The sequence below is a fragment of the Hyphomonas sp. genome (assembly GCF_017792385.1).
Classification (GTDB): Bacteria; Pseudomonadota; Alphaproteobacteria; order Caulobacterales; family Hyphomonadaceae; genus Hyphomonas.
In genome coordinates, this window is record NZ_CP051230.1 from 1,211,597 (window position 1) to 1,229,946 (window position 18,350).

Genomic DNA, 18,350 nt, shown 5'->3' on the forward strand with positions numbered 1-18,350 from the left:
CGCTTACTTGGCGCGGGTCCATACCATCAGCGGATCAAAGGCGCCGGTTTCGGCAGCGCGCTGCAACTGGCTGATCTGCTCGATCACCGGATTTGAGGCGGCCGTCATGTGCGTGTCGCCATACAGCGCATCGTCCAGTCGGCAAATCTGCTCAAACAGCGCTTCGGCGCGCGTCACCAGGTCGAGGAAACGCTGGGGCAGACCGAGCCCCTGCTGGGCAGCGGCATCCAGAGGCGGTTCTTCGCGGTGGATCCGGTATTTGCGGGCGGCCGCATCCTCGCGACGCATTTCGCCATCGCGCACCGCCTTCTGCATCACCAGCCAGCTGGCCGCCTGCATCAGGCGCGTGGTCAGTTCCATGCTCCAGGCCGAATAGGTCAGACCCGCTTCGCGCGGCAGCGTCTTGGCAGCCTCGCGGCCCGGACCATCCAGATAGGAGGCCGTCTCCTCGACAAGGGCCATGCCGCGCGCAAAAACCGTGTCGAACAGCTTGCCGCCGGTGAACCCCTCCTGGGAGTCGCCCTGATCGCCTGGGGACGTGTCTGCCGCCATGAAACCTACCTCTGTGCGCTGGCCGGGAATTCGGACTTTATCAACCCAGCCTTTCCGGCCACTTAATTGTCGCCCCCGAACAGGGCATCGGCTGCAGATTTCTGCGCCTTCTTCTTTTCGATCTCTGCTTCGCAGGCCGCGATCCCGGCCTTGAGCGTCTCGATCCGGTCATGCAATTCCTGCACCGACATCTGCTCCAGCGTTTGCGGTGTGTTGACGAGGATCGGCTCTTCATCGAATGCGGCCATGGGGCACGCCCTCCAATTCGTGCTACAGGCCCTATCAAAGCAGAAACGCGAATGCGATGCGACTCTCGATTCAGGAAGGAAACACACGACCCATGGCGAATGACATGATGCAGGCGGTGATCGCCGAAGACGGCCAGCCGCTCAAAGTTGGCGAGGTCGCCCGGCCGGGGCTGAAACCCGGCGAAGTGCTGGTGAAAGTGGCCGCGTCCGGCCTTAACCGGGCCGATCTCGTGCAGCGGCGCGGGGCCTATCCGCCCCCGCCGGGCGCCTCCCCCATCATGGGCCTGGAAATCTCCGGCACGGTCGTCGAGACCGGCGAGGGCGTCAGCCGGTTCAAGACCGGAGACCGCGTCGCGGCCCTGCTCGCGGGCGGCGGCTATGCCGAATATGCCGCGGTGGATGAAGGCTCGCTGTTCCCTGTGCCGGACGGCATGGACATGGTGAAGGCAGCCTGTTTCCCCGAAGCCCTGATGACGGTCTGGGCCAATGTCTTCGATCGGGTCGGCTTCAAATCCGGCGAGGCCTTTCTTTGTCATGGCGGCACGAGCGGCATCGGCGTGATGGCGCTGCAGATGGTGAAACTGGCCGGCGCGTCGAAGATCCATGCCACGGCCGGATCCGAGGAAAAATGCGCCCTGGCGCGGGAGCTGGGCGCGGACCAGGCGATCAACTACAAGAGCGAGGATTTCGAGACCCTCGTCAAGGAGGCTGGCGGGGTCGATGTGACGCTGGACATGGTGGGGGGTGACTATATCCAGAAGAACATCTCCGTTTCCCGGCCCGACGGCCGGATTGTCAACATTGCCTACATGAACGGCTTCACGGCCGAGGTGAATTTCGCCCCCGTCCTGATGAAGCGCCTGACGCTGGCCGCCACCACGCTGCGGGCCCGGCCCGTGGCGGAGAAACGCCGCATCCGCGACGCGGTCGAGCGGGATTTCTGGCCCCAAGTCGTCTCCGGCAAGATCCGCCCCGTTCTGGAACAGGCCTTTCCGGTCGCCGAGGCCGAAGCCGCGCAGGCCCTGATGGCCAAGGGCGGCCATTCCGGCAAGATTGTGCTGGTCTGGTGAACCGCGCGGCTTTCAATTTGCCGGACATGACCCTATAAGGGGGACAAGGTTTAAGGCACGTCCGAACCCGACCGCCCGGCACGATGTGTCGGGCGGCTGCATTTCTGGCGGCCAGTTCATTCAGGGAGTTCCCCCATGTCCGATATTCTGATGCCGAAGGCGACCGCCGTCTGGCTGCTCGACAATACCAGCCTCACCTTCAACCAGATCGCGGAGTTCTGCGGCCTGCACTATCTGGAAGTCAAAGGCATCGCCGATGGTGATGTTGCCGAGAACATGCGCGGCGTCGACCCGATTGCCGGCGGCATGCTGTCCCGCGAGGAAATCCGCCGCGGTGAGGAGAACGCGGACTACAAGCTGAAAAAGGCCGAGTCCAAGATCGCCCACATTCCGCAGCCCAAGCGCAAGGGCAGCCGCTACACGCCGGTCATCCGCCGCCAGGACAAGCCGGATGCCGTGGCCTGGTTCATCCGCAACCACCCGGAAGTCTCCGACGCGCAGATCTCCAAACTGATCGGCACGACCAAGTCGACGATTAACAATGTGCGCGACAAGAGCCATTGGAACTCGGCCAATATCCGCCCGGTCGACCCGGTGACGCTCGGCCTGTGCACCCAGATCGAACTGGACGAGGTGATCGCGAAATCGGCCGACAAGCGCCGCAAGCTGGAAGCCGAAAAGGCCGAGAAATTCGAGGGCCCGGGCCTTGCCCCGGCCCAGGATGATGCCAGCGCCTATGATGCAGACGACGCCCCGGCAGAGTCCGGAGACGGCGACGTGTCCGCCGACGACATCTTCAAGAATTTCAGCTAGGCCGCGCCTGGCACATCCGAGATCAGAAGGCCGGCAGGACTGCCGGCCTTTTTTGTGTGTCTTGCTGGCAGGCGATGGGGTCTCGTCTGGTTTCGCTTTGCCGGGCCCACCCTGCCTTACTCCGCCCCGTGTCCCCACTTGCCGCAGCCCCCTGCGGAGGCAGGGGGCCATCTCGGACCCTTTCCATACGGTGCATGAGGCAACGACCGGTGATGGATACCTGCCTGCGCAGGTATCTTCGGAGGTGAAGGGTTTCTTGTTTGAGGTGGGATGTGTTTGGGGTGAGAGATTCTGCAACGCCTTGCCTTCTTCACATCGCCCCCACTCGCCGCAGCCCCCTGCGGAAGCAGGGGGCCAACTCGGACCCTTTCCATACGGCGCATGAGACAACGACCGGTGATGGATACCTGCCCTTGCAGGTATCCTCGGATGTGGGGTTGAGGCGGCCAGACTTTTTCCATTTGGTCGAGACGCATAAGATTGTTGAGGTCGAAGTCTGGAGCGCATCATGGCATTCTTCACCTATATCTTGGCGAACAGGAAGAATGGAGCGCTGTATGCTGGCCATACGGATGATATTGCGCGTCGCGTCTGGCAACACAGGGAGGGTTTGGGCGCGGCTTATACACGCAAATATGACATAACACGTCTTGTCTGGATGGAAGCTCATGACACGCGTGAAGGGGCAAAGAGGCGCGAGTACCAGATCAAGAAACGGAAGCGTGCATGGAAGATCCGCCTGATTGAGGAGACCAATCCAGACTGGAAGGATTTGTGGTTTGTCCTGAACCATTGATGACTGCTCCTGCACGTTTGGCCGGACTGGCTTTCGCCATCCGGGGATCCAACAACCGGCCCCTTACGGAACCGAGGCGCGGCGGGCGCCGTGGCGCTCCGCCTGGAAATGAACAAGGCTACGGAATGGAGCGTTACCGCCCGCCGCGCCGGACAGGGGCTTCGGCGGGACACCCTCATGGGGGCCCATGGTCCCGGGTCTTCGTTACCGACGCCGCAAACGGGTCTTCCGTGCTTTTCACACGGGAAGTCCATCCGGGGATGTCTCCCGGGCTGCCGGACGAGGCGGGTTCCCTACCGGGCTTCCCCGGCTCACCCTGGCCTGACCTGCCTAGGGCCCGGCGGGACCGTCTGTCTCCCGCAAGGCCCATCCTGTCCCTGCCCTCCCGACCAGAACGGTACCTGATCCGGCTCCCGGAAGGGCAGGTGACCATCATCGCATGAGGGGCTGTGCGTCGGATTCAGCTGTTCCGAAGATACCTGCGCAGGCAGGTATCCATCTCCCGCCATCGCCTGGAGCGCCTGAGGATACAGCCAGAGATGGGCCCCTGCCTTCGCAGGGGCCTGCGGGGGGAGAGCATGTTCTCCATCCCCCAACACCGTGTCCCCGGCGCAGGCCGGGGGCTCCCGCCGTTAGAGTGCGGAGCCAGCCGCACGGGGCCCCGGCGCCCTGCGCTTGCGTTTGGGCCTGCTGCGGGGCGAATGCAGTGCATTCGCGTTATCCCTCCGCAGCGCCGGGGTGAGCGGAGCGGGAGTGCGGTCAACCTGACGCACCGAATACACATTTTTGGACCTTTAAAGACAGATTCAATACAGCCATAGAATGGGGATGCGTCATCTTCCGTTTCTATTGATATTCCTTGTTTCGTTCGGCCTCGCGCCGGGGGCACTGGCCCAGCTGACCAGTGGCATTTCCGGGCCGGACGTGACCGAGGGGGCCCGGGCGATCGGCTATCGGGCCGCCTATGACCCGGACGCCGACGGCTTTGCCCAGCGGGTCCATGTCGACCAGGCGCTGACAGGCGCGCTCATGCTGCGCGGCGTCGTCCAGGTGCGCCGCACGGACGACCGGCCGATGGATTTCGATTTCGTCCAGGGCGAGCTGCGCTGGCAGGTTACGCCGGACAATGCGAAATGGGCCTCCGGCCTGCGCCTTGATGCGCGCCTGCGTGACAGTGGCCGGCCCGGACAGGTCTCTTTGCACTGGCTGAACCAGATTCGCTTGTCGGACACATTGCGCACGCGATTTGCCGTGATTGCCAGTCAGCAGACGGGCGCCGGACGCGAGACCGGAACCTTCCTGCAGACCCGTGGCGAGGTCAGCCGACGAATTGACGGTGGGATCGATCTTGGCGGCGAATTCTACAATTCCTATGGCACGGCAAGCGACCTCTTGCCCGTGTCCGAGCAGAGCCATCTGGCCGGCCCGTTTGCCGCCCTGCCCCTGACCGATTCGCTGAGCCTGCGCACCAGCGCCCTGTTCGGCCTGACCGCCGGGTCGCCGGATGCCACATTCCGCGTTTTCCTGACCCAGGCGTATTAGTCCCTCGCCACATGCGGACCAGTACGGTAAACGTGTTTTTAATGCTGACAAAGGACGGGTAAGTCCGCGATGGACCGCAACACCAAATTCGCTCTTTCGGGCGCGGCCATTGCTCGACGGGATCAGAAACGCCAAGAAGGTGGCGTGGCTGGCGGCAGAACCAGGAAGGGGTCTTTCATGCGCGCAATCTTCGGTATTTTCCCGCTATTGGTCATCCCGGTAGCGCTCTACAATCTTCTGGCCGTCGGGTTCGGCGGCTCGGTGGAAACCGCCAACGAGTTCGGCGAGATCGTGCGCGCCGATGCCGCCCCGATCCTGTCGCTGCTGGGCGACCGTTTCATGGGCCTGCCGATGATTTCCGGGGTCGAATGGGTCCTGACCAAGGGCGATGCGATCGTCCTGCTGGCGGTCATCTTCCTGTTTCTGGAAATCCTGAAATCCACGTCGACCGGCACGGCGACCATCATCAATCACGCCGTTTCGATGATCCTGTTCATCGTCTGCCTGATCCAGTTCCTGCTGCTGCCGAATTTCGCCACGTCCACCTTCTTCATCCTGATGGCGATGACGCTTCTGGATGTGCTGGCCGGTGTGGTGGTCACGATCGTGTCGGCCCGGCGCGATTTCGGTGTCGGCGACATCTGATCGGCTGTTCCGGATTGGCACACAAAAAGGCCCGCCTTCCGGCGGGCCTTTTTCGTTGGTGAGACCGGGACCGGTCAGTCCTTGCCGTAAAGGTCGGCCAGCTGTTTCTGGATGGCCGCCATTTGCGCCTGCATGCTGGCCAGCGCCTCGGCCTGGTATTCCATCATCGGATTGGCCGCGGCCGAGTCCGTCCGAGTCTGCGCGCCTTTCAGCGTCGGCATGAACAGTTTCATCGCCTCCTCGAACATCGCCATGTTCCGCTTGGCCTGTTGTTCGAACATGCTCATCGGATTGGCCGCCTTGCGCCATTCCTTCTGAGCCTCGGAAAAGCTGTTCATCGACATTTCCAGATAGGATGGCAGGAAGGCCTGCGCCCCGCCCCCATAGAAGCCGATCAGCTGGCGCAGGAAGTTGAGCGGCAACGCCCCTTCGCCCTTGGTCTCGTTCTCGAAGATGATCTGGGTCAGCACCTGACGGGTCAGGTCTTCTCCCGATTTTGCGTCCCGAACCTCGAATTCCCGGCCTTCCCGGACGAGGTCCGACAGATGGTCCAGCGTTACATAGGAGGAGGTCGACGTGTCATACAGACGCCGGTTCGCGTATTTCTTGATGATGATCAGATCGTCTGATCCATTTCCCTTGGCCATGTCCTGCCCTCTGCTTCAGTTATTGGCGAAGCAATTTTTGTGCTATGCAGCAAGTCTGGCACAAATTTTCCTTGCGACCAATGTGCTATTGCTATCGCCGGTCCACGATGGCTAGCTGACAGGCGTCAAGCGACACGGGAGGATTATCGTCATGGCGAGAGTAGCACTGGTTACGGGAGGCACGCGCGGGATTGGTCGTGCCATCAGCGAAACGCTGAAAAACAAAGGATATACCGTTGCGGCGAATTTCGCCGGCAACCAGCAGGCTGCGGATGAATGCGCGCAGGAACTGGGCATCAAATGCTACAAGTTCGATGTGGCCGATTATGATGCGGTCACGGATGGCCTGGCGCAGATCGAGCAGGATTTGGGCCCCATCGACATCGTCGTGAACAATGCCGGCGTGACGCGGGACGCGCCCTTCCACAAGATGACACGCGAACAATGGCAACAGGTCATCGACATCGATCTGACCTCCGCCTTCAATGTGACCCGGCAGGTCTGGGAAGGCATGCGCGAGCGCGGCTGGGGACGGATCATCAACATCTCGTCGATCAATGGCCAGAAGGGCCAGTTCGGCCAGGCAAACTATTCCGCCGCGAAGGCCGGCCTGATCGGCTTCACCAAGGCGCTCGCCCAGGAAGGCGCCAAGAAGGGCATCACGGTCAATACGGTCTGCCCGGGCTATATAGATACGGAAATGGTGCAGGCGGTTCCGGAAAAGGTGCTGGAAGGCATCATCGCCACGATCCCCGTCGGCCGTCTTGGAAAGGCCGAGGAGATCGCGTCGATGTGCGCCTATCTGTCCAGCGATGACGCCGCCTTCATCACCGGCGCCACGATGACAGTGAACGGCGCGCAATATATCGCAAGCTAGACACTCAGCGTGATCTTGCCGAAATGCTGCTGGCTGGCCTGATGGGCAAAGGCGGCCGCGATGTCATCAAGCGGGAAATCCTTGTCCAGGACGGGCTTGATGCCATTGGCCTCGATGGCGGCAATCATGTCTTCCTGGTGACGCCGTGACCCGACCGTGATTCCCGACACCGTGATGTTCATCGAGAACAGGGCCGCTGTCGGGACTTCCCCGGCAACACCAGTCAGCACACCGATCAGCGAAATATGCCCGGCCGGACGGCAGGCCGCGATGGACTGGGCCAGCGTGCCCGGCCCGCCGATCTCGACGACTTCGTCCACACCGCGCCCGCCGGTCAGCTTCTTCGCCGCCTTGCCCCAGTCGGGCGTGTCCTTGTAATTGATCACATGATCCGCGCCCAGGGCCTTGAGGCGTTCGAGCTTGGCATCGGAGGAGGATGTCGAGATCACGCGGCATCCCGCGGCCTTGGCAAATTGCAGCGCAAAGATCGAGACGCCGCCCGTGCCCTGGGTCAGCACCCAGTCGCCCGGCTTGACCTTCGCTTCGACCATCAAGGCCCGCCACGCGGTCAGCGCGGCACAGGGCAGGGTTGCCGCCTCGCGGTAGGAATAGCTGTCCGGCATGCGGGTGAAGGCCGTTTCGGGCGCGACGACCAGTTTCGCCCCGAACCCGTCAGCGCCATCGCCCGGCACCTTGTCGAAGCCGGCTGCCTCGATCTCGCCCGACTGCCAGTTGGGGAAGAAGAGGGACAGCACGCGGTCGCCCTTGCCGAACCGGGTCACGCCGTCGCCGACCTCCAGCACCTCGCAGGCACCGTCCGACATCGGAATGCGTCCGTCATCGGTGGGGATGCCCCCCATGACGACCACGAAATCATGATAGTTCAGGCTGCTGGCCCGGACCCGGACGAGAATTTCTCCCGGACCGGGTTTCGGGTCCGGGCGTTCCTCGATGACGAGATTTCCCGGTCCTCCGGGCTTCTTGACGGCGGCGACTTTCATTGTGGTTTCCTCCAGTGTTTTCCTGAAGGGACCTATGCCTCCGTTGGGGAAGTCAAGCGGGCCGGCGGGGTCAGGACGCGGTTTCCAGCCGCGCCGCGCGCAGGGCCTTGCGCCGCACCTTGCCGGCATCATCGCGAACCGGGTCTGGCACGAATTCGAAGCTTTTCGGGATCTTGTAGCGCACGAGATGCTCTGCCAGGTGGGCCGTCAGCGCGTCGTCCGGCACGGGCCCGTCCGGCCGGTCGATGATGGCATGCAGGCGCGCGCCCATATCCTCGTCCGGCAGGCCGATCACGGCCGAGGAGCGCACGCCGGGAAAGGCGTCGATGGCGGCCTCGACCTCGGCCGGATAGATATTGGCCCCGCCGGACAGGATCATGTCCGACAGCCGGTCGGTGAGATAGAGATAGCCGTCACCATCCATCCAGCCGAGATCGCCGAGGCTTTCCCAGCCGCCCTCGATGGATTTCGCTTCGGCGCCGATATAGCGATAGGTCGATCCCTGACCGGTCAGCGGCCGCAGGAAGACTTCCCCGACTGCGCCGGGCGGCAGCGTTTCGCCCGACTCGCCGACAATCCTGATCTCGCACGCCTCGACCGGACGGCCGACCGAGCCCTTGTGGTCCAGCCATTCATCGCCGCGGATCATGGTGGTGCCCTGCCCTTCGGTTCCGGCATACAATTCCCAGATCACCTCCGCCCCGAGCCAGTCGATGAAGCATTCCTTCAGCCAGGCCGGACAGGGCGCGGCGAGGTGCCAGAGCGTCTTCAGGCAGGACAGGTCATATCGTGTACGGACCTCTTCCGGCAGGGCCCAGATGCGGCGCATCATGGTCGGCACCATGTAGACGATGTCGATCTGCAGGCGCTCGATCGTGGCCAGCGTCTTCTCGGCATCGAACCGGGTGGTGATGGCGACCGTGCAGCCCCGGAACAGGGCGATCATGGCCCAGACAAAGGGCCCGTTATGGTAAAGCGGGCCGGGCACGAGCATGGCGCCCTGCTGCTGGATTTCGAGATAGGGAAGCTCCGTGTCCCACGCGGCCGGGGCGGCGGACACGATGAGTTTCGGACGCCCGGTGGAGCCGCCACTGGTCATCGCCTTCAGCGAGGCGGCCGTACGCTCCGGCAGGGGCGTGTCCGGCAGGGCGGGCTCTGGCGCAAAGCCTTCCGCGACGGAGGCGGCCTGCGCATAGGTGCCGGGCGCAACCCCGACGATCAGGGATGGTTTGCCAAGCTCGATGATCTGGTCGCGCTCATGTTTCGGGAGCTTCGCGGAAATCGGCTGGGGCGTCGCGCCGAGCTTCCACACGGCAAAGCAGGCCGCGAAGAATTCGATGCCATTGGGCAGGGCAATGGTGACGAAATCATCCTGCCGGACGCCCAGCGCCTGATAGGCCCGGGCGAGCCGGTTGGTGTGCGCGTCGAGCTGTGCCCAAGTGACCGCCTCGCCTTCATGGTCAATGGCAATACGGTCAGGCTGCTGGCCGGCCCAGTGGGCCAGGATGCGGGACGTGGACAGGACGGGCATGGGGTTTCCTCATTCGGGTTTCTTTTTCTATATCCTTGCACGCTGCAGCAGGCGCTGAAATCCCTCCCAGAACTCTTTCCGGCGGTCTTCGGTCTCCATGAGGATTTCATGCATCGCGCCTTCGACGACCACATGTTCACAATCCGGCAGCCGGGCACAGATCTTCTCGTGCGCGGCATTGTCGACCAATTGTTCCTCTTCGGCCGAGGCCACAAAGACCGGGATCGTCACCTGGGCGAGCGTCTTCGGCTTGGTGAAGGTGTCGAGAATGTTCAGCGAGGCACCGAGCCAGCCCCAGGTGACCGGCCCCAGTTCCAGATCGGGCCGGGCCTCGATCAGGTCGCGTTGCATCTGCCAGTGTTTCTTGTCGTGAGTGACGATATTGGTCTCGAACGTTTCCGGCGGGCCGGGCTGGATCGCGTAATCGCCTGCGCGCCCGGTCGCCCGCATCGCCCAGACCAGGTAGCGCATGCCCAGGAAGCGCGACTTCAGGCCCCACATCGGGGCGCAAAAGGCGGCGGCATCCACCTTGACCAGGCCCTGCGAGATCGTGGCGAGCGCGATGGCCCCGCCCATCGAATGGGCCAGTGACACATGGGGCCGCGGCAGACGATCCTCCAGCTGCTCCAGCCCCCGGGCCAGCGCGCCCATGAAGGTCTCGAACCGGTCGATATGCCCCTTCTTCGTATCATCCAGCAGGCGTTCGGACAGTCCCTGCCCCGGCCAGTCAAGAATGACGACGGCAAATCCCATGGCCTGAAGCTCGCGCCCGACCTCGAAATATTTCTCGATGAATTCGGTCCGCCCGGGACAGACAATCACGGTGCCGCGGGGATCGGATTTTGACAGGGCCGGGGCCACACAGGCCCGGAGGTTCCGTCCGGCGCTGCCCTTGAACCAGACAATTTCCGCGCCCTGTGGCGGCGGGTTGCCGGGGATGAGGACGAAGGATTCGTCCGGAAGGTCTGAAGTGTCGGTCATGCCGGGCCTGCAAATGTAAAGAAGCCGCCCAAGGGTTCCCCGGACGGCTTCAGAGATCAAGTTTGTTCCAGCGGACTAGCTGAATTTCTTCATCAGGTTCTGCAGCTGCATGGCAACGGACATGTCGCCTTCAACTTTCAGCTTGCCCTGCATGAAGGCCATTGTCGGGTCCATGGCGCCTTCGGAAATCTTCACGAAGTCGTCCCAGTTGACCTTGATGGTTGCGTCGGCGTCGGAGTCCGAATTGTCGGCCTTGCCTGCAACACCGTCGATGAACAGCTTGCCGGCGTCACCGAAATCGAATTTCACCTTTTTCGTGAAGTCGCCGCCGGCCTCGACTGCGGAGTCGGCCTTGGACGTGAGTTCTGCGAGATCCATTGAATTCCTCCTTGAATGGACTTGAAGGGATAAAGCCGGGCCTTCCGCCATATTGCAAGCCTGTGAACCGCAGATTCCCTTGATTCAATTCAGTTGCAGGCCGGCTTCCGGAGATTGCTCGGATTTTCAAATCAGCTTGACCTAGCGTAGCGGAAGCATGGAATTTGACCGGCATGAGTTGGCAAAAATCGATCGAAGAATTGCGTCGCCGGGAGCGGCTGGCAGAGAAAATGGGCGGCGAGGAGCCGGTTTCACGGCAGCGCGGACGCGGCAAGCTGACTGTGCGCGAGCGGGTCGCCTTCCTGGCTGATCCGGGAAGTTTCCACGAGATCGGAAAGATCGCCGGCAAGGCAACCTACGGGCCGGATGACGACCTCGACAGTTTCATGCCGTCGAACTCAGTTATGGGACGGGCGACGCTGGACGGGCGTTCCACCGTCATACTGGCCGATGATTTCACCGTGCGGGGCGGCGCGGCCGATGCCTCGATCTGGCAGAAGATGGTTCAGGCCATCAAGATGGCGGCGGAATACCGCCTGCCCCTGGTCCAGATGATTGATGGCACAGGCGGCGGCGGGTCGGTCAAGATGCTGGAGAAAGACCCGCGCACCTATATTCCCGAGACGCCCGGCTGGAACGAGATCACGCATGGCCTGACACAAGTGCCCTTCGTTTCCCTGGCGCTTGGCCCCTGCGCCGGGATGGGCGCGGGCCGGGTCGCGGCCAGCCATTTCTCCGTCATGGTCAAGGACCTCAGTCAGGTGTTTGTGGCAGGCCCACCGGTTGCCATTGCACTGGGCGAGGATGTGACCAAGGAAGAATTGGGTGGCTGGAAGATCCAGGGGCAGAACGGCACGGTCGACAATGTGGTCGACACGGAAGCCGACGCTTTCGAGACGGCCCGCCGCTTCCTGTCCTACCTGCCTGCCTCCGTACACGAACTGCCTGCCCGCACGCCGGCGGCCGATTCTCCGGACCGGCGCGAGGAAAGCCTGCTGTCCATTGTGCCGACCGATGGCAAGACCCCCTACAAGCCCCGCAAGATCGTCGACGCGGCGGTCGACCGGGGCAGCTTTTTCGAGATCGGCCATGATTGGGGCCGCGGCATTGTCTGTGGTTTTGCCCGGCTGGACGGGTATCCGGTCGGCATCCTGGCCGGCGACCCGTTCTTCCTGGACGGGGCCTGGACGGCCGATGTCTGTGACAAGGTCACCCGGCACATGGATCTCTGTTCGCAATTCCATCTGCCCGTCGTGCACTTTGTCGATTGCCCGGGCTTTGCCGTCGGCGTGAAAGCCGAGACGGCCGGCGTGACCCGCGCGGGCGTACGCGCCATGACGGCGATCTATCAGGCCGATGTGCCGGTCTGTTCTGTCGTGATCCGGAAAGCCTATGGCCTGGCCGGGTCTGCCATGATGAATCAGAGCCGGACAAAATGGCGCTATTGCTGGCCGAGCGGCGACTGGGGCAGCCTGCCCATGGCGGGCGGCATCGAGGCTGCCTTCCGCAAGGAACTGGCCGAAGCCGAAGACCCCGAAGCCCTGAAAGCCCAGCTCTACAAGAAATTCGACGCGATCCGGTCACCCTTCCGCACGGCAGAGTCTTTCTACGCGGAGGAAATCATCGACCCGCGCGACACCCGCCCGCTGCTGGTTGATTTCATCCGGCATGCCTGGCGCACGCTGGAGCCGGGCGAGCGGCGCACGGGGTTCCGCCCCTGATCCCTGCCCGATTTCCATCGTGATCTTGCCATTTTGCCGGTTTCATGTGGAAGTCTGCCCGGACGTGGAGGGACCCGATGAAACTCAAACTACCAACTATCGCCGCCGCCGTGCTGTTGCTGGCAGCCTGCGGCGGACCCGGAAGCGAATCCGTGGAGCGCTCTGTCATGACCGCGCCATCGCCCATGATGGAACAGGATATGGCGATGGGCGAAGCCTATTCGAAATCCGGGGGCGGTGCGCCCGCCGAAGAAGCGGCGCGGCAATATATTGCCTATTCGCATTCCCTCGGCCTGCGCCTGCCGGTGAAACAGATCGAACCGGTCATGCAGGGGCATGTGGCCGCGTGCAATGCCGCTGGGCCCTCTGTCTGCATCGTGACAAATTCCTGGTTCAACACCTATTCGGAAGACGAGGCCTCGGCATCCCTGCAATTGCGGGCCACGCCGGACTGGATTGAAACCTTCCTCAACGGGATCGACGAGGAAGCCGAGCGGGCCAATGGCGAGGTCACCAACCGGCAGACCACGGCCGAAGACCTTACCGTTTCCATCATCGACACGGATGCCCGCCTGAACGCCCAGCAAACCCTGCAGAAACGTCTGGAGGAGTTGCTGGCCAATCGGGAAGGGGAGCTGGGAGACCTTCTGGCCACGGAACGTGAACTGGCCCGGGTCAATGGCGAAATAGATTCCCTGAAATCGTCGCTCAAGGCCCTGATGATCCGCGTCGACATGAGTCAGCTGAGCATCAGTTACGAGACGAAACGAAATCCCGTCTCGCAGGGCGCCTTGTCGCCGGTTGCAAATGCGTTCGGAGATTTCTTCTATAATCTGTCACGTGCGCTGGCCGCCGTCATCACGGCCTTCGCGGGCGGCCTGCCCTGGCTGATCCTGATTGGCGTCTTCCTCTGGATCTGGCTGAAACTGATCTGGCCGCGGATACGCCGCAAGAAACCGGAATGATGTGAAAAAAGCCCCCGGAGCGATCCGGGGGCTTTTCTGATCAGGCCTTGGCCGCCGCTTTCTTGCCCGCCTTGGGCTTCGCATCGCCCAGCAGGAGATGTGCGATCTCTTTCGGGACGATCATCAGGATGTCCTGGACCGATGTGTCCCAATCCTCGAGGATGTCCTTCGCGCGCGGCGATTTGGTGCGCTTGAAATGTTCCTCGATCAGGGTGCGGGCCTCGGCGACATATTCTGCCTTCATGTCCGACAGGGGATACCAGTCGATCGCGTCCGGATTGGCCACGCGATCGAATTGCTTGTCCGGGTCCCAGATATAGGCCGTGCCGCCCGTCATGCCGGCGCCGAAATTGTCGCCGACCGGTCCGAGGATCACGGCCTTGCCGCCGGTCATGTATTCGCAGCCATTGGCCCCGCAGCCTTCGATGACGGTGACTGCACCGGAATTGCGAACCGCAAAACGGACACCAGCGGTACCGGCCGCAAACAGCTTGCCCGCAGTCGCGCCATACAGGCAGGTATTGCCGATGATGGCATCTCCGGCGCGGTGGCGCTCTTTCGGGCGGGGCGACACCACGATGGAGGCACCTGACAGGCCCTTGCCGACATAGTCATTGGCATCGCCGATCACTTCCAGCAGGAGGCCCTGGACCGAAAAGGCGCCCAGCGACTGACCAGCAGACCCTTCGAGGCGGATATGCAGGCGTCCTTCCGGCAGGGCCTGCATGCCGAACTTCCGCGTGATGGCAGAACTCGACCGTGCTCCGATGGCCCGCATCGTGTTCTGCACCCCATATTCGAGCTGCATCTTCTCACCGCGCTCGAAGAAGGGCTCGGCGTCGCGCAGGATCTGTGCATCAAGCGTGTCCGGCACCTCTTCCCGGCGGTTCGGCTGGTAGACGACCGGTGTTTCGGTGTCGACCTGAACGAGGAGCGGATTGAGATCGAGATCGTCCAGATGGGTGGAACCGCGGCTGACCTGGGTCAGCAGATCCGTGCGGCCGATGGCCTCGTCCAGCGATTTCAGGCCGAGCGAGGCGAGGATTTCGCGCACGTCTTCGGCAATGAAACTCATCAGATTGACGACCTTCTCGGGAGAGCCGGTGAACCGGGCCCGCAGGGCTTCATCCTGAACGCACACGCCGACCGGGCAGGTGTTCGAGTGGCACTGGCGCACCATGATGCACCCCATGGCCACGAGCGCGGCCGTGCCGATGCCGTATTCTTCCGCACCCAGCATGGCCGCGATGACGATGTCCCGGCCCGTGCGCAGGCCGCCATCGGTGCGCAGCGTGACCTTGTTGCGCAGATTGTTGAGCGACAGGATCTGGTGCCCTTCGGCCAGGCCGAGTTCCCAGGGCAGGCCGGCATATTTGATCGAGGTCTGCGGGCTGGCGCCTGTGCCGCCCACACCGCCGGCGATCAGGATGACGTCGGCCTTTGCCTTGGCCACACCGGCCGCCACCGTGCCGACGCCGGACTGGGCGACCAGTTTCACGCAGACCCGCGCATCGGGATTGATCTGTTTCAGATCATAGATCAGCTGGGCCAGATCCTCGATGGAATAGATGTCATGGTGGGGCGGCGGCGAGATCAGCGTCACACCGGGCGTGGCGTGGCGCAGTTTCGCGATCAGCTCCGTCACCTTGAAGCCGGGCAGCTGGCCCCCTTCCCCGGGCTTGGCACCCTGGGCGATCTTGATCTCGATCTCGCGGCACTGATTGAGATATTCCGCCGTCACACCGAAGCGGCCGGACGCGACCTGCTTGACGGCGGAGTTCATGTTGTCGCCATTGGGCAGCGGCCGGAACCGGGCGCGGTCTTCGCCGCCTTCCCCGGAAACCGACTTGGCGCCAATCCGGTTCATGGCGACGTTCAGCGTGCCATGCGCTTCAGGGCTGAGCGCACCGAGCGACATGCCGGGCGTGACGAAACGCTTGCGAATTTCGTTGATCGACTGGACGCTGGAGACCGGCACCGGCGCGCCGGCGGGCTTGAAGTCCAGAAGATCGCGCAGCTGGATCGGGTCCCGTCCGTGTACGGCTTCGACATATTTGCGATAGATCGAATAGTCGCCCCGGTCACAGGCTGCCTGAAGCGTATGGATCAAATTGCCGTCAAGAGCGTGTGGTTCTTCGGACGCACGCAGGCGATAGAAGCCACCGACTGGCAGGGAGACGACATCCTCGTCGAAGGCGGCTTCATGACGGACCAGCGCATTCTCTTCCAGACCGGCCAGGCCGAGGCCGGAAATCCGGCTGTTCATGCCGGGGAAATAATCCGCCACGAGCGCGCGCGACAGGCCGAGCGCCTCGAAATTGTACCCGCCGCGATAGGACGAGATCACCGAGATGCCCATCTTGGACATGATCTTGAGCAGACCGGCCTCGATGGCCTTCTTGAAGTTCAGGACGCAGTCATTGAGCGACATGTCGCCGAACAGGCCGCGGGCTTGCCGGTCGGCGATGATGTCCTGCGCCAGATAGGCATTGACGCAAGTGGCACCCACGCCGACGAGAACGGCGAAATAATGCGTATCAAGACATTCGGCAGACCGGACGGTGATCGAGCAGAAGGTCCGCAGGCCCTGGGCGACGAGGTGCGAGTGCACGGCGCCGGTTGCCAGGATCATAGGAATGGCAATCTTGTCGGCCGATTGGTACTGATCGGTCAGGATGATGTGTTCGCGTCCTTCGCGGACCGCATCCTCGGCTTCCCGGCGGATCCGGCTGAGAGCATCCTTCAGCGCCGTTCCGTCACCGGACGCAGCACTTTCCTCGAACGTACAGTCGATCTCTGCCGTACCGACGCCGAGCCGGTCAATCAGGCGGTCATACATGCCGTTCGTCAGCACGGGGCTTTCGAGGACGAAGACTTCCTGTTGCGACTTGTCCGTATCCAGCACGTTTCCGAGATTCTTGAACCGGGTCTTCAGGCTCATGACACGCTCTTCCCGCAGCGGGTCAACCGGCGGGTTGGTCACCTGGCTGAAATTCTGCCGGAAGAAATGGCTCATCGGGCGGTAGGAATAGGACAACACGGCCGTTGCCGTGTCATCGCCCATCGACCCGATGGCTTCCTTGCCGCCTTCGGCCATCGGGGCGAGGATCAGTTCGAGCGTTTCAAGTGTATAGCCCGCAGCCGTCTGGCGGCGCAGCAGGTCTTCCTTGTTGAACATCAGGGGTTCCGGCCCCGGACCGATTTCCGGCTCCAGTTCGGTCACCGCCTTCAGCCATTCCTCATAGGGCGCCTTGCCGGCGAGAAGGTCGATCAGTTCACGATGTTCGTAGAACTTGCCTGTCTTGAGGTCTGCCGCAATCATGCCGCCGGCCTGAATCAGGCCGCGCTTGGTCACTTCATGATCGCCCAGCGGGCACATGCCGGCTTCGGAACCGACCGCAAGAATGCCGTCGGCTGTCAGGGCATACCGCAGCGGACGCAGGCCGTTCCGGTCCAGTCCGGCAATCGCCCAGCGGCCATCATAGGCGGCGATCCCGGCCGGGCCGTCCCACGGCTCCATGACGGAGTTGCAGTAGTCATACAGGGCCTGGTGCGATGTCGGCATCACCGAGTCGCGCTTCGACCAGGCTTCCGGGATCAGCATCGCCTTGGCCATCGGGGCCGACCGGCCCGACTTGCACAGGATTTCGAACACGGAATCCAGCGCGCCGGAATCGGACGTGCCATCCGGAATGACCGGCTTCACATCATCGACATGTTCCCCGAAGGCTTCGGAGACCATGCGGATCTCGTGGCTCTTCATCCAGTTCTTGTTGCCGCGCACCGTATTGATTTCGCCATTGTGCGCGATCATGCGGAAGGGCTGGGCGAGCGACCATTGCGGGAAAGTGTTGGTCGAATAGCGCTGGTGGTAGATGGCGAAGGCCGAGACGAAACGCTCATCCTTCAGGTCGAGATAGAAATTGTCGATGTCCTGCGCCAGGAACATGCCCTTGTAGATCAGCGAGGCATGGCTGAGCGAGCAGACATAGAATGACGGAATGGCCGCTTCGCGCGCGCGGCGCTCGATCCGCCGGCGGCAGATATAGAGGGCGCGCTCGAGGTCTTCCGGGCTGCGGCCCATGGCATCGCGGAACATGATCTGTTCGATGGCCGGCCGTGTGTCCTTGGCTTTCTGGCCGATCACCGTGACATCGACTGGCGGCTGGCGCCAGCCATAGATGTAGAAGCCGAAATGCAGCACTTCGGTTTCCACCAGCGTCCGGGCCGCCTCCTGGGCGGCAAAGTCCGTGCGCGGCAGGAAGATCTGGCCTACGCAGATCGGATCATCGGTCGGATTGTGCCCGGTGCGGGTCACATGCTCGCGGAAGAAATCCTGGGGCACTTCAACGCGGATGCCGGCACCGTCTCCGGTCTTGCCGTCGGCGTCCACCGCGCCGCGATGCCAGACATTCTTCAGGGCCTCGATGCCCATCTCGACGATTTCCCGGCGAGGCTTGCCGTCCAGCGCCGCGACGAGGCCGACGCCGCAGGCATCATGTTCGAACTCCGGATCATAGGCATGGCCGTCGATCAGGCGCTGGCGATTGGCTTCATACTGCTTTACATAATCTGACATCTGA

At 62.7% G+C, this 18,350-nt stretch carries 16 protein-coding genes; 8 read left to right on the forward strand and 8 right to left on the reverse strand.

The features are described from left to right. Positions 1–3 precede the first annotated feature (3 nt). Together HF955_RS06105 and HF955_RS06110 are read right to left on the reverse strand one after the other, a co-directional pair. The gene (locus tag HF955_RS06105; protein WP_027839379.1) at positions 4–552 is read right to left on the reverse strand and encodes a DUF1465 family protein; all 549 of its coding nucleotides are present in this window, start codon (positions 550–552) and stop codon (positions 4–6) included. Positions 553–614: 62 nt separating this feature from the next. Next, complete coding sequence (locus tag HF955_RS06110) at positions 615–800, reverse strand: DUF1192 domain-containing protein (protein ID WP_027839380.1); 186 nt, start codon at positions 798–800, stop codon at positions 615–617. Between the two features lie 92 nt (positions 801–892). On the opposite strand from HF955_RS06110, the gene HF955_RS06115 reads away from it, so the two are divergent. The 5 genes from HF955_RS06115 to HF955_RS06135 all read left to right on the forward strand — a co-directional run bounded on the left by HF955_RS06115 (position 893) and on the right by HF955_RS06135 (position 5,666). Continuing rightward, the gene (locus HF955_RS06115; protein WP_291078691.1) at positions 893–1,870 is read left to right on the forward strand and encodes an NAD(P)H-quinone oxidoreductase; all 978 of its coding nucleotides are present in this window, start codon (positions 893–895) and stop codon (positions 1,868–1,870) included. A gap of 135 nt (positions 1,871–2,005) precedes the next feature. After that, on the forward strand, positions 2,006–2,683 hold the full coding sequence (locus tag HF955_RS06120) for a DUF1013 domain-containing protein (protein WP_291078692.1): 678 nt from the start codon (positions 2,006–2,008) through the stop codon (positions 2,681–2,683). Positions 2,684–3,191: 508 nt separating this feature from the next. Beyond that, on the forward strand, positions 3,192–3,479 hold the full coding sequence (locus tag HF955_RS06125; protein WP_291078693.1) for a GIY-YIG nuclease family protein: 288 nt from the start codon (positions 3,192–3,194) through the stop codon (positions 3,477–3,479). 828 nt (positions 3,480–4,307) lie between these two features. Next, a complete protein-coding gene (locus HF955_RS06130; protein WP_291078694.1) occupies positions 4,308–5,021 on the forward strand; it encodes a hypothetical protein in 714 nt (237 codons plus the stop codon). Positions 5,022–5,198: 177 nt separating this feature from the next. Then, positions 5,199–5,666: a hypothetical protein gene (locus tag HF955_RS06135; protein ID WP_027842063.1), complete on the forward strand. Its 468-nt coding sequence runs from the start codon at positions 5,199–5,201 to the stop codon at positions 5,664–5,666. Between the two features lie 74 nt (positions 5,667–5,740). Here HF955_RS06135 and phaR read toward each other — a convergent pair whose 3' ends face one another. Continuing rightward, complete coding sequence (gene phaR / locus HF955_RS06140) at positions 5,741–6,313, reverse strand: polyhydroxyalkanoate synthesis repressor PhaR (protein ID WP_027842062.1); 573 nt, start codon at positions 6,311–6,313, stop codon at positions 5,741–5,743. A gap of 151 nt (positions 6,314–6,464) precedes the next feature. On the opposite strand from phaR, the gene phbB reads away from it, so the two are divergent. Further along, positions 6,465–7,190 (forward strand): acetoacetyl-CoA reductase, encoded by a 726-nt coding sequence (gene phbB, locus HF955_RS06145; protein ID WP_291078695.1) that lies wholly within the window; start codon positions 6,465–6,467, stop codon positions 7,188–7,190. Here phbB and HF955_RS06150 read toward each other — a convergent pair. The 4 genes from HF955_RS06150 to HF955_RS06165 form a co-directional block, all read right to left on the reverse strand. Further along, complete coding sequence (locus HF955_RS06150; RefSeq protein WP_291078696.1) at positions 7,187–8,191, reverse strand: NAD(P)-dependent alcohol dehydrogenase; 1,005 nt, start codon at positions 8,189–8,191, stop codon at positions 7,187–7,189. The genes phbB and HF955_RS06150 overlap by 4 nt on opposite strands. 70 nt (positions 8,192–8,261) lie before the next feature. Then, positions 8,262–9,722 carry an AMP-binding protein gene (locus HF955_RS06155; RefSeq protein ID WP_291078697.1) on the reverse strand — a complete coding sequence of 487 codons (1,461 nt, stop codon included), beginning with the start codon at positions 9,720–9,722 and terminating at the stop codon, positions 8,262–8,264. 27 nt (positions 9,723–9,749) lie between these two features. After that, the gene (locus HF955_RS06160; RefSeq protein WP_291078698.1) at positions 9,750–10,703 is read right to left on the reverse strand and encodes an alpha/beta fold hydrolase; all 954 of its coding nucleotides are present in this window, start codon (positions 10,701–10,703) and stop codon (positions 9,750–9,752) included. A 75-nt stretch (positions 10,704–10,778) separates the two neighbouring features. After that, complete coding sequence (locus HF955_RS06165) at positions 10,779–11,081, reverse strand: SCP2 sterol-binding domain-containing protein (protein ID WP_027842057.1); 303 nt, start codon at positions 11,079–11,081, stop codon at positions 10,779–10,781. 173 nt (positions 11,082–11,254) lie between these two features. On the opposite strand from HF955_RS06165, the gene HF955_RS06170 reads away from it, so the two are divergent. Then, positions 11,255–12,802: an acyl-CoA carboxylase subunit beta gene (locus tag HF955_RS06170; protein ID WP_291078699.1), complete on the forward strand. Its 1,548-nt coding sequence runs from the start codon at positions 11,255–11,257 to the stop codon at positions 12,800–12,802. 77 nt (positions 12,803–12,879) lie between these two features. Further along, positions 12,880–13,767: a DUF4349 domain-containing protein gene (locus HF955_RS06175; RefSeq protein ID WP_291078700.1), complete on the forward strand. Its 888-nt coding sequence runs from the start codon at positions 12,880–12,882 to the stop codon at positions 13,765–13,767. A 40-nt stretch (positions 13,768–13,807) separates the two neighbouring features. On the opposite strand, the gene gltB is transcribed toward HF955_RS06175, so the two are convergent. After that, positions 13,808–18,346, reverse strand: a complete 4,539-nt coding sequence (gene gltB / locus HF955_RS06180) for a glutamate synthase large subunit (RefSeq protein ID WP_291078701.1) — start codon at positions 18,344–18,346, stop codon at positions 13,808–13,810. Positions 18,347–18,350 lie beyond the last annotated feature (4 nt).